Origin of the sequence: Streptomyces sp. Ag109_O5-10, from assembly GCF_900105755.1 — a bacterium.
Classification (GTDB): Bacteria; Actinomycetota; Actinomycetes; order Streptomycetales; family Streptomycetaceae; genus Streptomyces.
In genome coordinates, this window is record NZ_FNTQ01000001.1 from 8,750,714 (window position 1) to 8,766,643 (window position 15,930).

Annotated in this window: 11 protein-coding genes and 1 riboswitch; of the genes, 6 read left to right on the plus strand and 5 right to left on the minus strand. The window is 74.0% G+C overall.

What is annotated here, in order from left to right:
* Nucleotides 1–180 precede the first annotated feature (180 nt).
* From BLW82_RS39860 to BLW82_RS39870, 3 genes are all read right to left on the minus strand, one after another.
* On the minus strand, nt 181–1,986 hold the full coding sequence (locus BLW82_RS39860) for a phospholipase C (RefSeq protein ID WP_093506950.1): 1,806 nt from the start codon (nt 1,984–1,986) through the stop codon (nt 181–183).
* A 213-nt stretch (nt 1,987–2,199) separates the two neighbouring features.
* On the minus strand, nt 2,200–3,432 hold the full coding sequence (gene efeB / locus BLW82_RS39865) for an iron uptake transporter deferrochelatase/peroxidase subunit (protein WP_093506952.1): 1,233 nt from the start codon (nt 3,430–3,432) through the stop codon (nt 2,200–2,202).
* Complete coding sequence (locus tag BLW82_RS39870; RefSeq protein WP_093506954.1) at nt 3,429–4,625, minus strand: EfeM/EfeO family lipoprotein; 1,197 nt, start codon at nt 4,623–4,625, stop codon at nt 3,429–3,431. The genes efeB and BLW82_RS39870 overlap by 4 nt, the downstream gene beginning before the upstream one ends.
* A gap of 331 nt (nt 4,626–4,956) precedes the next feature.
* On the opposite strand from BLW82_RS39870, the gene BLW82_RS39880 reads away from it, so the two are divergent.
* The 4 genes from BLW82_RS39880 (at nt 4,957) to pgm (ending at nt 9,098) form a co-directional block, all read left to right on the plus strand.
* Nucleotides 4,957–6,012: an enoyl-CoA hydratase/isomerase family protein gene (locus tag BLW82_RS39880; protein ID WP_093506957.1), complete on the plus strand. Its 1,056-nt coding sequence runs from the start codon at nt 4,957–4,959 to the stop codon at nt 6,010–6,012.
* A 67-nt stretch (nt 6,013–6,079) separates the two neighbouring features.
* Nucleotides 6,080–6,221, plus strand: a riboswitch (cobalamin riboswitch).
* A 36-nt stretch (nt 6,222–6,257) separates the two neighbouring features.
* A complete protein-coding gene (locus tag BLW82_RS39885) occupies nt 6,258–6,479 on the plus strand; it encodes a CbtB domain-containing protein (protein ID WP_093506958.1) in 222 nt (73 codons plus the stop codon).
* Nucleotides 6,480–6,501: 22 nt separating this feature from the next.
* Entirely contained in the window at nt 6,502–7,257 is a 756-nt protein-coding gene (locus BLW82_RS39890; protein ID WP_093506960.1) for a CbtA family protein, read from the plus strand.
* Between the two features lie 200 nt (nt 7,258–7,457).
* Nucleotides 7,458–9,098: a phosphoglucomutase (alpha-D-glucose-1,6-bisphosphate-dependent) gene (pgm, locus tag BLW82_RS39895; RefSeq protein WP_093506961.1), complete on the plus strand. Its 1,641-nt coding sequence runs from the start codon at nt 7,458–7,460 to the stop codon at nt 9,096–9,098.
* A 27-nt stretch (nt 9,099–9,125) separates the two neighbouring features.
* Here the strand turns inward: pgm and BLW82_RS39900 are convergent, their stop codons facing one another.
* Complete coding sequence (locus BLW82_RS39900) at nt 9,126–12,452, minus strand: ATP-binding protein (RefSeq protein ID WP_256216112.1); 3,327 nt, start codon at nt 12,450–12,452, stop codon at nt 9,126–9,128.
* A gap of 156 nt (nt 12,453–12,608) precedes the next feature.
* Here BLW82_RS39900 and BLW82_RS39905 point away from each other — a divergent pair, with 156 nt between their 5' ends.
* A complete protein-coding gene (locus BLW82_RS39905; protein ID WP_256216113.1) occupies nt 12,609–13,301 on the plus strand; it encodes a hemerythrin domain-containing protein in 693 nt (230 codons plus the stop codon).
* Nucleotides 13,302–13,304: 3 nt separating this feature from the next.
* On the plus strand, nt 13,305–14,237 hold the full coding sequence (locus tag BLW82_RS39910; RefSeq protein ID WP_093506963.1) for a pyridoxamine 5'-phosphate oxidase family protein: 933 nt from the start codon (nt 13,305–13,307) through the stop codon (nt 14,235–14,237).
* A gap of 224 nt (nt 14,238–14,461) precedes the next feature.
* Here BLW82_RS39910 and BLW82_RS39915 read toward each other — a convergent pair whose 3' ends face one another.
* A complete protein-coding gene (locus BLW82_RS39915) occupies nt 14,462–15,808 on the minus strand; it encodes an FAD-binding protein (protein ID WP_256216114.1) in 1,347 nt (448 codons plus the stop codon).
* Nucleotides 15,809–15,930: the final 122 nt, after the last annotated feature.

A 15,930-nucleotide genomic window follows, 5' to 3' on the forward strand; every position in this document is an offset into this window, starting at 1 on the left:
GTCGGCGCGAGCCGCGGGTGCTGCCGGACCCAGGCCGGGCGCGGCGCGATCTCCGTCTCGCGCAGGACGTCGGCGGTGCCGGGCCGCAGGGAGCGGCGGGACTGTGCATGGGCATGGAGACGCCGCGCGGCACGGCCCGGGGAGGAGGACCGTGCCGAGCGGGTCAGGACGCGGGGTGCGTCAGGCGGCGGTGCGCTGCCTGCGGCGGAGCGTCAGGTACGTGCCCGTGGCGCCGACGGCCACCAGGGCGCCCGCACCGAGGCTGACCGGAAGGGCCGGGAACCGGCCGGAGTCGGTCGTCGCGGCCGTGTCCACCATCGCCGGGCCCGGGGTGAGGTGGGTGCTCACCGCGGAGACGTGGCGGATCGGGCCGATGTGCCTGACCGAGCCGTCCGCGTTCAGCAGCACCTGCTTGTTGTTCGGGTGCCGGAAGTCGAACATGTTCGTCAGCGAGCCCGCGGTCGCGTCGAAGGAGTGGTCGCCGACGCGGCCGGTGTGCCAGTTGTCCTCGATGAAGCGGGTGATCGAGGCCTGGTCGGTCTGGGTGTGGTCGACCTTGTTCACCTTGCTGTACGGCGAGACGACCAGCAGCGGCAGCCGGGTGCCGGGGCCGCAGCGGTCGGCGTAGCCACCGGACGCGGCCGGGCCGGACTGGCAGGCCGCGCTGTCCAGGGCCTTGCCGTTGGAGCCGACCGTGGTGTCCTTGGAGCCGTTGCGGGGCTTGGCGTAGGCGTGGTCGTACCAGCCGTCGGAGTCGTCGTAGGCGATCACGATCGCGGTGGACTTCCACTGCGGCGAGCTCTGGATGGTGTTGATCTCGTTGACGAGGAAGTGCTGCTCGTCGGTCGGGTCGGAGTAGCCCGCGTGGCCGTCCTGGTACTCGCCGGCCTTGAGGAAGCTGACGGCCGGGAGCTTGCCCGCCTTGGCGGCCGCGGTGAAGTCGGTCAGGTCGTAGTTGTGGTTCGCCCGGCCGTTGTGACCGATCTCGTTCACGTTCTTCGGCGCCACGTGGTGCGGGTTGGACGTCGACTTGTAGTACGAGAACGGGTTGTGGTGCGGGCTGTAGTCGATCACGGAGGCGCCGCCGACGTTGGTGTGCGCGGTGTCGCACTTGGCGTAGGAGCCGGACGTGCCGTCGTAGGCCGTCGACGGGCGGAAGCCGCCCTGGAACCAGCCCCAGGTCACCTTCTTGGAGTTGAGCAGGTCGCCGATGTTCCTGCCCTGCAGCGACGCCAGCGCGCTGGTGCTGGTGTGGTCCTTGTCGGAGCAGTCGTCGTAGGCCGGGTCGGGGTCGTTGACGACCGTGCCGACGCCCTTCGCGTCCGGGGAGGCGATGGCGTACGAGTCAGGCGTCGACGTCTGCTTGCCGGTGACCGAGTCCACCGAGATCGCGCCGTGCGTCTGACCCGAGGCCAGGTTGAGCGCGCCGGGCGTGGACGGGCCGTAGACCGAGCTGTAGGAGCGGTCGTTGAGGGCGTACTGCTGGGCGTAGTTCCACAGACCGGTGACGGTGTTGCCGTCGTAGTAGTCCATGACGAGGCCCGGCTCGCCGAACAGGCCGCCGCTGCACTTGTCGACCTCGGTGTTCTGCACGAACTGGTCGGCCCTGCCGCCGTCGTAGGCCAGCTGCTCGGGCCCGTAGGAGTGGTTCTGGTCGCAGGTCATCGCCTGCGACGGGGAGAGCCGCCTGGGCGCGTACTGGTTCGGGTTCTTCGTCAGCAGCCCGGCGTGCGCGACGGTGTCGACGTCCTTCGGGGTGTTCTTCGAGGCCGTGAACTTCGTGCCGTCGGTGTTCGCGGCCTTCGGGTAGGTCGCGAAGTAGTGGTCGAAGGAGATGTTCTCGTCGAACAGCACGACCACGTGCTTGATCGGGGTCGCGGTCGACGACCCGCTGCCGTGCCCGGCGGGTTCGGCGGCCCAGCTGGGCGCGGTGCCCCCGAGGACCGTGAGCGCGGCGGCCCCCGCGAGGGCGCCGAGGCTCCTCATCGCCGTTCGTCTTCCTGTGCTGGCCATGCTGGTTCCCCTCCGGGCATGAACGTCACTGCGTCGTACAGGCAGGGATGCTTCGCCCGCTTGCGGGCGCCGCGGCGGAGCCATGATGGCGTGCGCATGAACACCGAGTCAGGGATGCTGGGGCAAAACTTGACTGTGTATTGACCATGTGGTTCGCGGATGTGCCGACGAGTTGTTCGGACAAGCTCAGGCGAGCAGAGCGCGTCCGTACCAGTCGCCGCGGTCCCGCACGCCGGGCAGGGCGAAGAAGTAGCCGCCGCCGAACGGCGAGATGTAGTCGACCAGCGGCTCGCCGGCCAGCCGCTTCTGCACGGTCTCGAACTGCCGGGCGAGGTCCTGCTGGTAGCAGCAGAACAGCAGCCCCATGTCGAGGTTGCCGTTGCTGTCCATGCCCCGGTCGTAGTTGTACGCACGGCGCAGCAGCCGCTGGTCGGCGGTGGCCGTGGTGCGCGGGTTGGCCAGCCGGATGTGCGCGTCCAGCGGGATGACGTCGCCCTTGGGGTCGTCGGCGTAATCGGGCGCGTCGTGCTCGGCGTTGCCGTCCAGGGGCGCTCCGGACTCGCGCGACCGGCCGAACATCCGCTCCTGCTCGCTGAGCGAGACCCGGTCCCAGAACTCCACCAGCATCCGGATCAGCCGCACCACCTGGTAGCTGCCGCCCACGGCCCACTCGGGTTCGCCGGAGTCCTTGCCGACCCACACCAGCCGGTCCATCTCCCGGGCGCTGCCGGTCTCCGGGTTGGCGGTGCCGTCCTTGAAGCCCAGCAGGTTGCGCGGGGTGCCGGACGGGCGGGGCGGGCTGGTGAAGCCGTCCAGCCGCCAGCGGACCTGCATCCCGCCCCGGGTGTGCCGGGCGATGTCGCGCAGGGCGTGCAGCACGGTGTCCGGGTCGTCCGCGTGCAACTGCACACTGAGGTCGCCGTGGCACCACTCGGGCCGCAGGTCGTCGTCCGGGAACTCCGGCATCGCCGTCAGCCGACGCGGTCTCAGCTTCCCGAGCCCGTACCGGTCGTCGAAGAGCGAGCCGCCGACGCCGACGGTCACCGCCAGCGCACCGGAGGGCAGTTGCCCACCGAGGACGCCCGAGTCGGCGGGCGGCGCGGTGACCCCCGCCGGGTCAGGGGTGCCGCCCGAGGACAGGAAGCGGGCGCGGTCGGTGAGCGTGTGCAGCAGCTCGGTCAGCTCGGCGCGGCCCTCGGCGGTGACGTCGAAGGAGGTGAACACGGTCGTCCGGCGGGGCGCGGCGATCGCCGAGCGCTGGCGGGCGCCGTGGAAGGGCGCGATCGTGCCGGGGGCGGTGCTGTCCGTGCCGGGGGCGGCCGCGCCGCCGGCGGCCAGCCCGGCCCCCGCGAGGGCCGCGCCGCGCAGGAACCCGCGGCGGCCCACCCCGCCCTTGCCGGCCGTCTCGTTCGCGCTCATACCGTCCTCCGCGGATCGCACAGGGTGGCCACCGACGCCAGCCGCTCCACCAGGTCGCCGAGGACCGCGTCGACGTCCTCGCGCTGCCGGTGACCGAGCTTCGCCGGCGGCGTCCAGGTGCCGCCGTGCCCGAAAGCGTCGAGCACCGTCCCGGCCCGCTTCAACTCGCTCTCCAGCGTGGCCAGATCCGGGTACCGGGTGGCGAGCAGCGGGTGCAGCCGGGACATGACCTCCACGGTGCCGTCCAGGTTGGCGCGGGCGGTGGCGAGGTTGCTGCCGCTGCCGTAGTCGGTACGGCCGGTCAGCTCGAACTGCACCGTGTTCTCCAGGATCTCGTGCGCCCGCAGCCCCAGCTGGGCGGGGTCCATCCGGGTCTGCGCCCAGTCGTCGCGCAGTGCGGTGACGGCCTTCACCAGGTCCGTGGCCGGACCGCGCAGGCCGGCGGCGGACTCGCCGTGCCACAAGCCGTACTCGATCCGGTGGAAGCCGGTGAAGTCCTTGTCGTGTACCCCGCCGGGCAGTCCCGCGTCCGTGCCGTTGATCGCGCCGTCGGCGTCGCCGAAGGCGTCGTACGCCGCGCCCAGCCGCTCGTACTCCAGGTGTGCCGGCAGCCAGGCGGTGCGGGCCTCGGCCAGATCGCCGCGGTCGACCGCGGCGCGCAGGGCGGTCGTCAGCCGTACGACGTCGGACAGGCCGTTGCCGACCCACTTCTGGTAGGCGAGCGCTGGCGGGATCAGGTCGTGCTCGGTGACCGGGGCGGCGGCCGGGCCGCTGCTGCCCCCGGCGATCCGGACGGTGGGCCCGGTGACGGCGTCGGCGTCGGCGGGCACGCACGTGAACGCGTACGCGCCCTTGCCCAGCCGGACGGTCAGCTCCCGGGTCGTACCGGGGCCGATGTCCTCGACCTCGCCGTACACGGCCCGGCTCCCGGGGTCCTCCAGGAGGACCCCGGCGGCCCCGTCGGTCGGATTGTGCAGGTCGAAGACCTGGACACCGGACACCGGCGCGCTCCACCCCCGGCCGCAGCGGCTGGCGGACACCTCGACGGTGGTGTGCGGCAGCGCCGTCGGGCCGGCGTGCGCGGGGCGTGGGTCGCGGGTGAACGCCAGTACTCCGGCCACCAGGCACACGACGGCGACGCCGACGACCGTCCAGGGACGCAACGACCTCCAGCTGAGGCCGGACAACACCATCCCGAGCTCCCGGGGTTCGTACCGTTCGCGGTCGCCTCATGTTAGGCAGCCCTTTGTACTCGAACGGCCGTCCAGGGAAACCCATGACCAAGAGTTCCCTGCCGGTTCACCGGAGACCCGGCGCGGCCGCTCGGCCGGTACCGGGCCGGACCGGCCGGAAGCGCACGGCCACGGACCGGCGAGGTCGCCGGACGCCCCGCGACGGGCCGGCGTGCTCCGGACGTGGCGGACACGAGAAGATCGTCCGTGACCCACGCGTCCACCCGATCCCGGAAGGAACCGACGAGATCATGCGCCTCATCGTGGCCGGCGGCCCGGCGGAGGTGTCCGGATGACCGGCGCCGACGAACACGTCCTGCTGCACGTCGAAGGACGGGCCGCGCACCTCACGCTCAACCGGCCGAAGGCCATCAACGCGCTGTCCCACGCCATGGTGCGCCGCATCGACGAGGCGCTCACCACGTGGGAACGGGACCCCGCCGTCCGGACCGTGGTCATCACCGGCGCGGGGGAGCGCGGCCTGTGCGCGGGCGGGGACATCCGAGCAGTCCACGACGACGCCCGGGACGGCGACGGCTCGGCCGCGGCCGCGTTCTGGCGGGACGAGTACCGCCTCAACGCCCGCATCGCCCGGTACCCCAAGCCGTACGTCGCGGTCATGGACGGCATCGTGATGGGCGGTGGGGTCGGCGTCTCGGCACACGGCAGCGTCCGGATCGCCACCGAGCGGTCGCGGATCGCCATGCCGGAGACCGGGATCGGCTTCGTGCCCGACGTCGGCGGCACGTATCTGCTCGGCCGCGCGCCCGGCGAACTCGGCACCCACCTGGCCCTGACGGGCGCCGCGATCGGTGCCGCCGACGCCGTGCTCTGCGGACTCGCCGACCACTGCATGCCGTCCGGTGCGATCCCCGCGTTCGTCGCCGACCTCGCCGCCCTGTCCGTACCCGAGGCACTCGCCCGGCGGGTACGGCAGGCACCCGAGGGGCAGTTGGCCGGGCAGCGGGCGTGGATCGACGCCTGCTACGCGGCCGACACCGTCGAGGAGATCGTCCAGCGGCTGCTCGCGCACGGCGATCCCGCGGCGAAGGAGGCGGCGGACACCCTGCTCACCAGGTCGCCCACCGCCCTGAAGGTCACGCTGGCGGCGCTGCGCCGGGCCCGCCGACAGGGCACCCTGGAACGGGTCCTGGACCAGGAGTACCGCGTCTCCTGCGCCTCCCTCGCCGCCCATGACCTGGTGGAGGGCATCCGCGCCCAGGTCGTCGACAAGGACCGCACCCCGCGCTGGTCCCCGGCCACCCTCACCGAGGTCACCGACGCCGACGTCGACCGCTTCTTCGCCCCCCTCGGCGACCGCGAACTGGGCCTCGCCCCACCCGCCTGACCCACTCGACCGGCCGCCCGTCAGGCGCGAGACGAAGATCACGCCTGATGGTGCGGTCTTGGCCGTGCTCCTGACACGCGGTACGGTCTGTCCGATATCGACGACGGCGAGACGGAACCCGGTGAGAATCCGGGACGGTCGCGCCACTGTATGCGAGAGCCTCACAGCTGCTCGTGAGTCAGACCCGTGGCCGTCGTCCTGTGCACCACCGAGTTGGGACGCGAACTCCCAGAGGAGGTCCTGCCATGGCGCAGACCGTCGCTCCGCCGACAGCCGACACCCCCGCCGTTCCCGCCAAGCTGCCGCTGTCCGCGATAGCTCCCTGGGCGGTCTTCTTCGGCATCCTGATGCTGGTCCTGCTCTACTTCGTCGGCGCCGAACAGGGCGCCACCTCCGTGTTCAGCGGCACGGACGTCCACGAGTGGGTGCACGACGCCCGCCACCTGCTCGGCTTCCCCTGCCACTGACGCGAGGGGCGCCGTACCACCCATGAACTCCGCAACGGTCCGGAACCTCCTGGTGCGGGGCATGCTCGCTGGCCTGGCCGCCGGCCTGCTCGCCCTCGTCGCCGCCTACGTCCTCGGTGAGCCGAACGTCGACAAGGCGATCAGCTTCGAGGACGCCCACTCGCACGAGCACGAGATGGAAGTCGTCTCCCGCTCCCTGCAGTCCACCGCCGGCCTCGCCACCGGCGTCCTCGTCTACGGGGTCGCCTTCGGCGGCATCGCCGCCCTGGCCTTCTGCTTCGCCCTCGGCCGCGTCGGCAGTCTCTCGGCGCGGGCGACGGCGCTGCTGCTGTCCGGCTGCGCCCTGGCCACCGTGTACGTGGTGCCGTTCCTGAAGTACCCGGCCAACCCGCCGTCGGTGGGCGACCCGGACACCATCGGCAAGCGGACCACGCTGTACTTCCTGATGATGCTGCTCAGCGTGCTCCTAGCGGTCGCCGCCACCATCCTCGGCAAGCGGCTCCAGCCGCGGCTGGGCACCTGGTGGGCGACCGTTCTCGCGGTGGGCGCGTTCGCCGTCGTCATCGGGCTGGCCTACCAGTTCCTGCCGGTGATCAACGAGGTGCCGGCGGACTTCCCGGCCACCCTGCTGTGGCGGTTCCGGCTCTCGGCGCTCGCCATACAGCTGGTGCTCTGGGGCGGATTCGGCCTGCTCTTCGGCGAGCTGGCCGACCGCGTCCTCGACCCGAGGCCCGCGAAGGCCCCGGCCGCCGCGCGCACGGTGCCCGCTCCGCACTGACCGCCACCACGCCACACCGCACGACACGAGAGGGCCCGCCGGAACCGTCCGGCGGGTCCTCTGCGGTACCTGCGCCGTGAACCGGCCGCGAACCCGCCGTGTCCTCGGCGCGCGGCCGGTGCCGTACTCGCGCTCGTGACCGCCGACAAGGAAAGATGGGCGGCGAGCGATCGATCAACGACTGCGGAGGAAGTGGACTCATGCCGCATGAGCGAGCGGGCCGGCCGGCGGCTCCGGAGGACCTTGTCGACGTGGCCCGGCTGGTCACGGCCTACTACGCGCTGCACCCCGACCCGTCCGACCCCGGCCAGCGGGTGGCGTTCGGCACCTCGGGACACCGCGGATCGTCGCTGACGACCGCGTTCAACGAGGACCACATCGCCGCCACCAGCCAGGCCATCTGCGAGTACCGGAGCGGCCAGGGCACCGACGGTCCCCTCTTCCTGGGCGCCGACACCCATGCCCTGTCCGAGCCCGCCAAGGTCACCGCCCTGGAGGTGTTCGCCGCCAACGGCGTGACCGTCCTGATCGACAGCGCCGACGGTTACACCCCCACCCCCGCCGTCTCGCACGCCATCCTCACCCACAACCGGGGCCGTACCACCGGCCTCGCGGACGGCGTCGTGGTCACCCCCTCGCACAACCCGCCCGGCGACGGCGGCTTCAAGTACAACCCGCCCAGCGGCGGCCCGGCCGCGTCCGACGCCACCTCCTGGATCCAGGACCGCGCCAACCAGATCATCGCGGACGGCCTGAAGGACGTACAGCGCATCCCCTACGAGCGGGCGCTCGCCGCGCCGGCCACCGGACGCTACGACTTCATGGGCGTGTACGTCGACGACCTGCCCAGCGTCCTCGACCTCGACGCGGTCCGGGCCTCGGGGCTGCGCATCGGCGCCGACCCGCTCGGCGGCGCCTCCGTCGCCTACTGGGGCCGGATCGCCGAACGGCACAGCCTCGACCTCACCGTGGTCAACCCGTACACCGACCCCACCTGGCGGTTCATGACGCTGGACTGGGACGGCAAGATCCGCATGGACTGCTCGTCGCCGTACGCGATGGCCTCGCTCATCGAGAAGCGCGCCGAGTTCCGCGTCGCCACCGGCAACGACGCCGACGCCGACCGGCACGGCATCGTCACCCGCGACGCCGGCCTGATGAACCCCAACCACTACCTCGCCGTCGCCATCTCCTACCTCTACCGCCACCGCGAGCAGTGGGCGGCCGACGCCGGCGTCGGCAAGACCCTCGTCTCCTCCTCGATGATCGACCGGGTCGCCGCCGACCTCGGCCGTCAACTGGTGGAGGTTCCGGTCGGGTTCAAGTGGTTCGTCGACGGACTGGTCGGCGGCGCCATCGGGTTCGGCGGCGAGGAGTCGGCGGGCGCCTCCTTCCTGCGCCGCGACGGCTCGGTCTGGACCACCGACAAGGACGGCATCCTGCTCGCCCTGCTCGCCTCCGAGATCACGGCCGTGACGGACAAGACGCCGTCCGAGCACTACGCCGATCTCACCGCCCGCTTCGGCGAACCCGCCTACGCCCGCATCGACGCCCCCGCCACCCGCGAGGAGAAGGCCCTCCTCGCGAAACTCTCCCCGGCCCAGGTCACCGCCGAGACCCTGGCGGGCGAACCGGTCACCGCCGTCCTCACCGAGGCGCCGGGCAACGGCGCGGCGATCGGCGGCATCAAGGTGACCACCGAGAACGCCTGGTTCGCGGCCCGGCCGTCCGGTACCGAGGACGTCTACAAGATCTACGCCGAGTCCTTCCAGGGCCCCGACCACCTGGCCCGGGTGCAGGAGGAGGCGAAGGCGGTGGTGAACGCCGCGCTCGGCGGCTGACGACGCGGGCGGCCCGCTGCCGGGCCGTCAGGTGGCGAAGGTGCGGCGGCGGGCCCGGGCCTCGGCCAGGTCCGCCGCGGCCCGGCGGGCGTCGGCCGCCAGGTGGGCCGAACCCCAGGCGAGCGCGGTGCGTTCGGCCAGCGCGTAGCCCTCGGCCGCCGCCCGGTCCTCGCCGAGCAGGCGGTGCAGGTCGGCCAGCGCGTGCGCGAGCGGACGGCTCGCGTACGCCGCGCCCGTCGCGCCGGCCAGCTGGTCCCGCAGCGGCCGCAGGTGCCCGAGGAGGGCGGCCGCGGTGCCGTGGTCCCGGTGCACGACGGCGAGCTGGGCGCGGAAGTCGAGCTCCAGGCCGTAGAGGTGGTCCCGCGGCGTTTCCGCGCGGACGGGTACGGCCAGGGCCTCGTCCAGTCTGCCCAGCCGTGCCAGGACCAGCGCCCACGCCACCGCGACCTGGCCGGGCGCCGACTCGTACACGGTCCGCACCAGCGGCTCGATGTCGGCCGCACGGTCCTGGACGAGCCGCATGGTGATCAACCCGAGCGTGCGCAGACCGGTGGCGTGGTGGGCGCCCACCCGCTGCAGCAGGGTGTCCGCCTCCGTGTAGGCGGCCTCCGCCGCCTCGAAGCGCCCGGAAACGCACGCCAGCATGGCGGTGGTCGCCGCGCTGAGCCCCTGCGCCCACACCAGCCGGTAGCGGCGGGCGAGGGCCAGCCCCTCCGCGGTGTGCCGGTGCACGGCCGCAGGGTCGTTGCGGGCGGCCGCGGTCATCGCGTCCAGGTTCTCGCAGACCCAGCGGTAGGCGGGCAGGTCGTGGGCCCGGGCGAGGTCGCGCAGCTCGGCGGTGAGCGTCGGCCGGGTGCCGGTCCGGTGCTCGTGCGGCAGCAACCGTGCCGACGCCATCAACGCGGCGGCCATCAGCCGGGGTTCGCCGTCGGCACGGGCGAGGTCCAGCTGGTCCCGGGCCGCCGCCAGAGCCCGCGGCGGGTCCTCGGCGGCGACCGCGTCGACGAGGACCTGGAGGACGCGGGCCCTGGTCGGTCCGTCGAGACCCGGATCGGCCGCGAGCCGTTCGAGGCGGGCCAGCGCGGTCCGGTCGTACGGTCCTTCGAGCCGGCTGCGCCAGGCCGCGGGCTCGGTCCAGGCCCCGTACACGGCCGCGACCAGGTCGCCGCGGTCGGCCTGCTCGGCGAGTTCCACCGCGCGCTGCCGGGTGCGCCGGGCCGCGTCGGTGGCGCCGGTGCGCACCTGCGCGCCCAGCAGCCGTACCAGCAGCTCGATCAGCCGGTCGGGCGGGGCGTCGTCGCCCGTGGTCGCGGTACAGGTGTCGATCGCCTGCTGGATCAGGGTGACGGCGACGTCGTGGGCGTAGCGCCGCTCGGCGGCCTCGGCGGCGCGCAGTGCGTAGTCGACGGCGAGCGGGGCGTCGGCCGTGCTGCCGGAACGGGCGAAGTGGTGGGCCAGGGCCGCGAGTTCGGCGGGGCGGTGGTGGCGCAGCAGGCGCGCGACGCGGGCGTGCAGCCGGGACCGCCGGGCGCCGGAGAGGTCGGCGTAGACGGTGTCGCGGACCAGGGCGTGCACGAACCGGACGCGGCCGGGCCCGGGTTCGGCGAGCAACTCGGCGTCGAGCGCCGCGTCGAGGCCCTCCAGCACCTGCTCCTCGTCCGCCTCGGCGGCATCGACGAGCAGCGCGACCTCGGCCTCCAGCCCCAGCACGGCGGCGAGTTGTACGACGGCCCGGGCGGCGGCCGGCAGCAGGGCGAGGCGCCTGCGCAGCACGTCACGCACCCCCTGGGGGACCTCGGAGACCGCGACCAGGGCGCCCTCGTCGGCCAGGAGCCGGGCGCTCTCCAGGACGTAGAAGGGATTGCCGCCGGTGCGTTCGGCGAGCGCCGCCACGGTCTCCGGGGCCACGGGCGCGCCGCAGACGGCGGTCACCAGGGTGGCGGTGTCCCGGAGCGGCAGTCCGCCGAGCGCGATCCGGTACGGGGCGGCGGGGGCGAGGTGGGCGAGGGTCTTGAGCAGGTGCTCGCCGACCTCCCCGGGCCGGTAACCGGCGACGGTGAGCAGGGGCACTCCGGTGACCGCGGCCGCCGCCTCGACGAGAGCGAGCGTCTCGGCGTCCGCCCGGTGCAGGTCCTCCAGGAGGACGGCGAGGGGCGCCCGGGAGGCCGCGGCGCGCAGCCAGGCGGCGAAGGCGCGGTGCATGCGGAAGCGGCCGGCGCTGGCCTCGCCGTCCGGGGCGGGGACGGCCGTGCCATCCGGCTCCCGCAGCAGCACCGTCAGCTCCTCGGGCCTGGCCGGGGGCACCTCGCGGGCGAGCGCACCGAGCGCCTCCACCCAGGCCCAGGCGGGCGGAGCGCCCTCGTACTCAGGGCAGCGCCCGACCACCACCCGCCAGCCGGCCTCGCGCAGCCGGCCCGCGCCCCGGTCGAGGAACGCGGACTTGCCGGCCCCGGCCGCACCCGTGACCAGCACCAGTCCGCCGGCGTCGCGGGCGCCGCGGGCCGCCCCGGCCAGGGCGCGCAACTCCTGGCCCCGGCCGACGAACAGGCCGGGGCCGGTGCGCGCGGGGAGTTCGGCGGCCGGCTCGGGCACGACCGCGCGCAACACGTCCAACCGCCCGTTGAGCACGGCGTGTTCCAGCTCCCGCAGGGCGGGCCCGGGATCGCAGCCCAGTTCGGCCCGCAGGACCGCGCCGGCGCGGCGCACCGCGGCGAGGGCGTCCGCCTGCCGGTCGCAGGCCCAGTGGGCGAGCGCGAGCAGCCGCCAGCCCTCCTCGCGCAGGGGAGCGTCCCGGACCAGCGACTCGGCGTCGGAAGCGGCCTGGGCCGCCCGGCCGGTGCGCAGATCCGCGGCCACGGCCAGCTCCCGGGCCTCCGCGTACAGCCCGGTCAGCCGGGCCACCTCAGCGGCGGCCCACTCCTCGTCCGCGTGCTCGGCGAAGGCCGGTCCGCGCCACCACCCCAGCGCCTCGGCGAGCAGCCGCCGGGCCTCGTCGGCCGGCGCGGTGCGGGCCCGTCCGACCCAGGTCTCGAACCGCCAGGCGTCCACCGCGTCCCCGGCCAGCCGCAGCGCGTACCCCGGTGCCACGGTGACCAGGACGGTGGCCGGGGCCCGCGGCGGGCGTGCCGGCTCCAGCGACCGGCGCAGGTTGGACAGATAGGCGTGCAGCGACACACCTGCCTTGGCCGGCGGCTCACCCCGCCACAGCGCGTCCGTCATCCGGTCCACCGGTACGACACCGCCCCGGGCCGCGATCAGCAGCGCCAGCACGGCGCGCTGTCGCGGGGCGCCCAACTCGACCGGCGTCCCCGCGACTTCGGCACCCAGCGGACCCAGGACTCGCAAACGCAGCACGCCGCGGGAATCTACCCGAGCGCTGCGTCGATCCTGTCAACAGACGTTGAACGCGCGCTGGACGGGGCCGCGGAGCCGGGCACCAAGCGGACGCCAAGAGGAGTGCGCGACCGTGGGCAGCTCATCGCACACACCGCATCGTTGGAGCAAGCAAGCGTGTCCCTCAACAGCAGCCACGGCGCCTCCGCCCCCGCAGAGCGTCCGCACACCCACGAGATGGTCGTGGTCCACCGGGTCTTCCGCCGCGAGTCGGCCCTGCTGCCCCGGCTGGTGCGTGCCGTGCCCGACGGCGACCGGGCCGCCGCGGCGCGGGTCACCGCCGCCCTGCGCGACTACACCCGCGGCCTGCACCACCATCACCACGCCGAGGACGAACTGATCTGGCCGCTGCTGCGGGACCGGGCCGCGCACGACGAGGCGCTGATGGACCGGATGACCGAGCAGCACGAGGCGATCGACCGCACCCTGGCGGCGGTCGACGAGTGGCTGCTCCTGTGGGAGCGGTCCGGAGACCGGATACCCGGCGAGGAACTGGCGCTGGCCCTGGACGCACACCGGATCGCGCTGCTCGAGCACCTCGAGGAGGAGGAGCGCTCGCTGCTCCCGCTGGTCGCCGAGCATCTCACCGTCCCGGAATGGGAACTGGTCGGGCAACGCGGCCTGGAAGGGCTGCCCAAGAACAAGCGCCTGCTGGCCCTCGGCGCGATCCTGGAGGAGGCCACTCCCGAGGAGAGCGCCTTCTTCCTGGGCAAGGCCCCGCTCATCGGCCGGGTGCTGTGGCGGGCCGTCGGCCGCCGCCAGTACGCCGCCTACCGCCAGAGCATGCGTGCCCCGCTGGACGGGGAGTAGACCGTGGCCCTCCTCGACTCCGCCCCGCTCGACGTCCTCGACGCCTACCGGACCTGCGAGTTCGCCACCCTGGGCCGGGACGGCACCCCGTTGGCCTGGCCGACGGCCGTGCGCCGCCGCCCGGACGGGACGCTGCTGCTCAGCACCTCCCTGGCGTTCGCGCAGAAGGCGCTGAACATCCGCCGGGACGGCCGCGTCGCCCTGCTCTTCTCCGACCCCACCGGCAGCGGCCTGGAGCAGCCCCCGCAGATCTTCGTCGGCGGCCGCGCCGAGTGCCCCGACGAGATCATGACCGGCCCGCAGGGCGCCGAGGACTACTGGCGGATGCTGTTCGAACGGCAGCCGCACAGCAGGTCGTACGTCACGGCACCGATGCGGCTGGTGATGGACTGGTACTACCTGCGTCTGCTGATCACCGTCACGCCGCAACAGGTGGTCGTGCGCTCCCCGTTGCCGCCGTCCGGCACGCCCGCCGCGCCGCCCGGTGAACGGGTCGGCGCCGCGCAGCTCGCCCGGTTCCCGACGGCGGTGCTCGCCGCACGCGACGCCTCCGGTGCGCCGGTGCTGGCCCGGACCCGGCCGGTACCCGCGGGCGAGGGCTTCGCCGTGGACGTACCGGCCGACTGCCCGGCCACCGAAGGCCCCGCCGCCCTCCTGGTGCACCGGCACGACGAACGCCTCAACCACATGCACAACGCCCTCGTGCGCGGCGAACTGCGGGCGGCCGGTTCCGGCTGGGTGCTGGTCCCGGGCAAGGTGGTGGAGCCGATGGGGTCGGGCCGGGTGAGCGACGCGGTGAGCGTGCTGCGCAGCACGCGGCAGGCCACCGACCGCTATCTGCGCCGACGGGGCCTGCCCCGGCCACGGGTGCGGTGGGCGGAGTTCAGGGCGCTGGCGCAGGACGCGCGGCGCAGCGGCGAACCCCCGGGTGCCTGAGCGCTGCGGCCGGTGGCCGTACAACCGCGTCCCGCGCCGGACGCCGTGCTCCTCCGCCCAGGGTTCGACGGGGCCATCCCGGACGCGCAGCGGTGTCGTCGCCGCAGACCAGCAGCATGTACTTCACGGTTCCTCCCGGTCCTGAAGAACTTCCTGCACCCCACCGACGAACGGCACCCCGCGCGATCGACACCTCCGGCGCACCGAATCTTCCGCGCCGCCGGTCACCAGCCCATGCCGTGCCCCCGGCCGAGGATGCCGTGCGGGTCGTGGCGGCTCTTCGCCTCGGCGAGGGTGCCCCACCCGCTGCCGTAGTGCTCCCGCCAGTCGCCGGCGGACATCGGCAGCGCGTTGGCCGGATAGGCGACCGCGCCCTTGGCCCGCGCGTGCTCGTAGGCCTTCCGGTTGGCCGCCACCATCGGGTCGGCCGTGCCCGGGGCGGCGGTGCGCAGCAGGGCGAGGAGGTGGACGACCTCACCGCGCGGGCGCCGGAACAGCGGGGCCCGCAGGGTCCGGGTGAGCAGGGGGTAGAGCAGGACCAGGCCGTTCTCGCGCAGGTCCCGGAAGGCGGGGTCGGTGAGGACGCCGGTCACGACGGACGCGGCGGTGTCGTCGGGGAGCAGCAGGTTCAGCCAGGGGTGCGGGTGGAACCACTCGCCGGTCGCGCGCAGGACCTCCTCGTCTGCGGCGACCCGGTTCGCGAACTCGGCGTATCCGAGGTCCTCGGTCTCGGACGAGGTGAAGGAGAGGTCACCGAGCAGGGTCCGGTCGTCGGGCGGGGCCGTTGCCCGGTGGGCGGCCACCGCCTCCACCATGTAGGTCCAGCCGTCGGCGGTGCCCTCGGCGGGGCGGGCCTGGCCTTCGAGGTAGGCGAAGCGCCCGTCCCTCGCCAGCAGGCGCTGGTCGGCCAGGTAGGCGTCGAGACCGGGGTAGTACAGGCAGTAGCGGCGGACCAGGGCGGGCGCGGGGGACAGGCGCACAGTGGCCCGGACGACGACGGCCACCTGGCCCAGGCCGGCCAGGACCGCGTGGAAGAGGGTCCCGTGGCGTTCCGGCGAGCAGACCAGATGCTCACCGGCTCCGGTCACCACCTCCAGTTCCAGCACCGAGTCCGCGACCAGGCCGTGCCGGTGACTCGCGCCGCCCAGGCCGCCGACGCTCAGCACCCCGCCGACGCCGGCCCCGAGGTAGTCGGTGAGGACGGGCGGCGCGAGCCCGTACGGCAGCGTCGCCGCGAGCACGTCCCGCCACAGCGCCCCCGCCTGCACCTCCACCCGGTCCCCGGTCACCGGACCGACCGCGTTCAGCCCCCGCAGGTCGAGGACGATCCCGCCGGGCGCCTGCCCCTGGCCGTACATCGAATGGCCGCCGGCCCGGGCCGCCACCGGGATCCCGCGCGGCCCGGCATACGCGAGCGCGTCCCGGACCCCGGCCGCCGACCCGGGCCGCAGCACCCCCAGCGGCGGGGCGGACACCAGCCGGCCGAAGTCCTCCGCGGCCTCCCGCAGGATCTCCGGGCGGGTGTCCAGCAGTTCCTCGAATCGTTCGCAGACACGGTCCGACGACGTCACGCGGCACGCTCCAAAGAGGGATCGCTCGGCACGGGCGCACCCATCTTCGCGCCACGGGCCCGGCGTACGGTCCCCGTTTCCCGTTCCGCCGCCCGAACAGGGCCGCCCGGCGCAGGACGGCG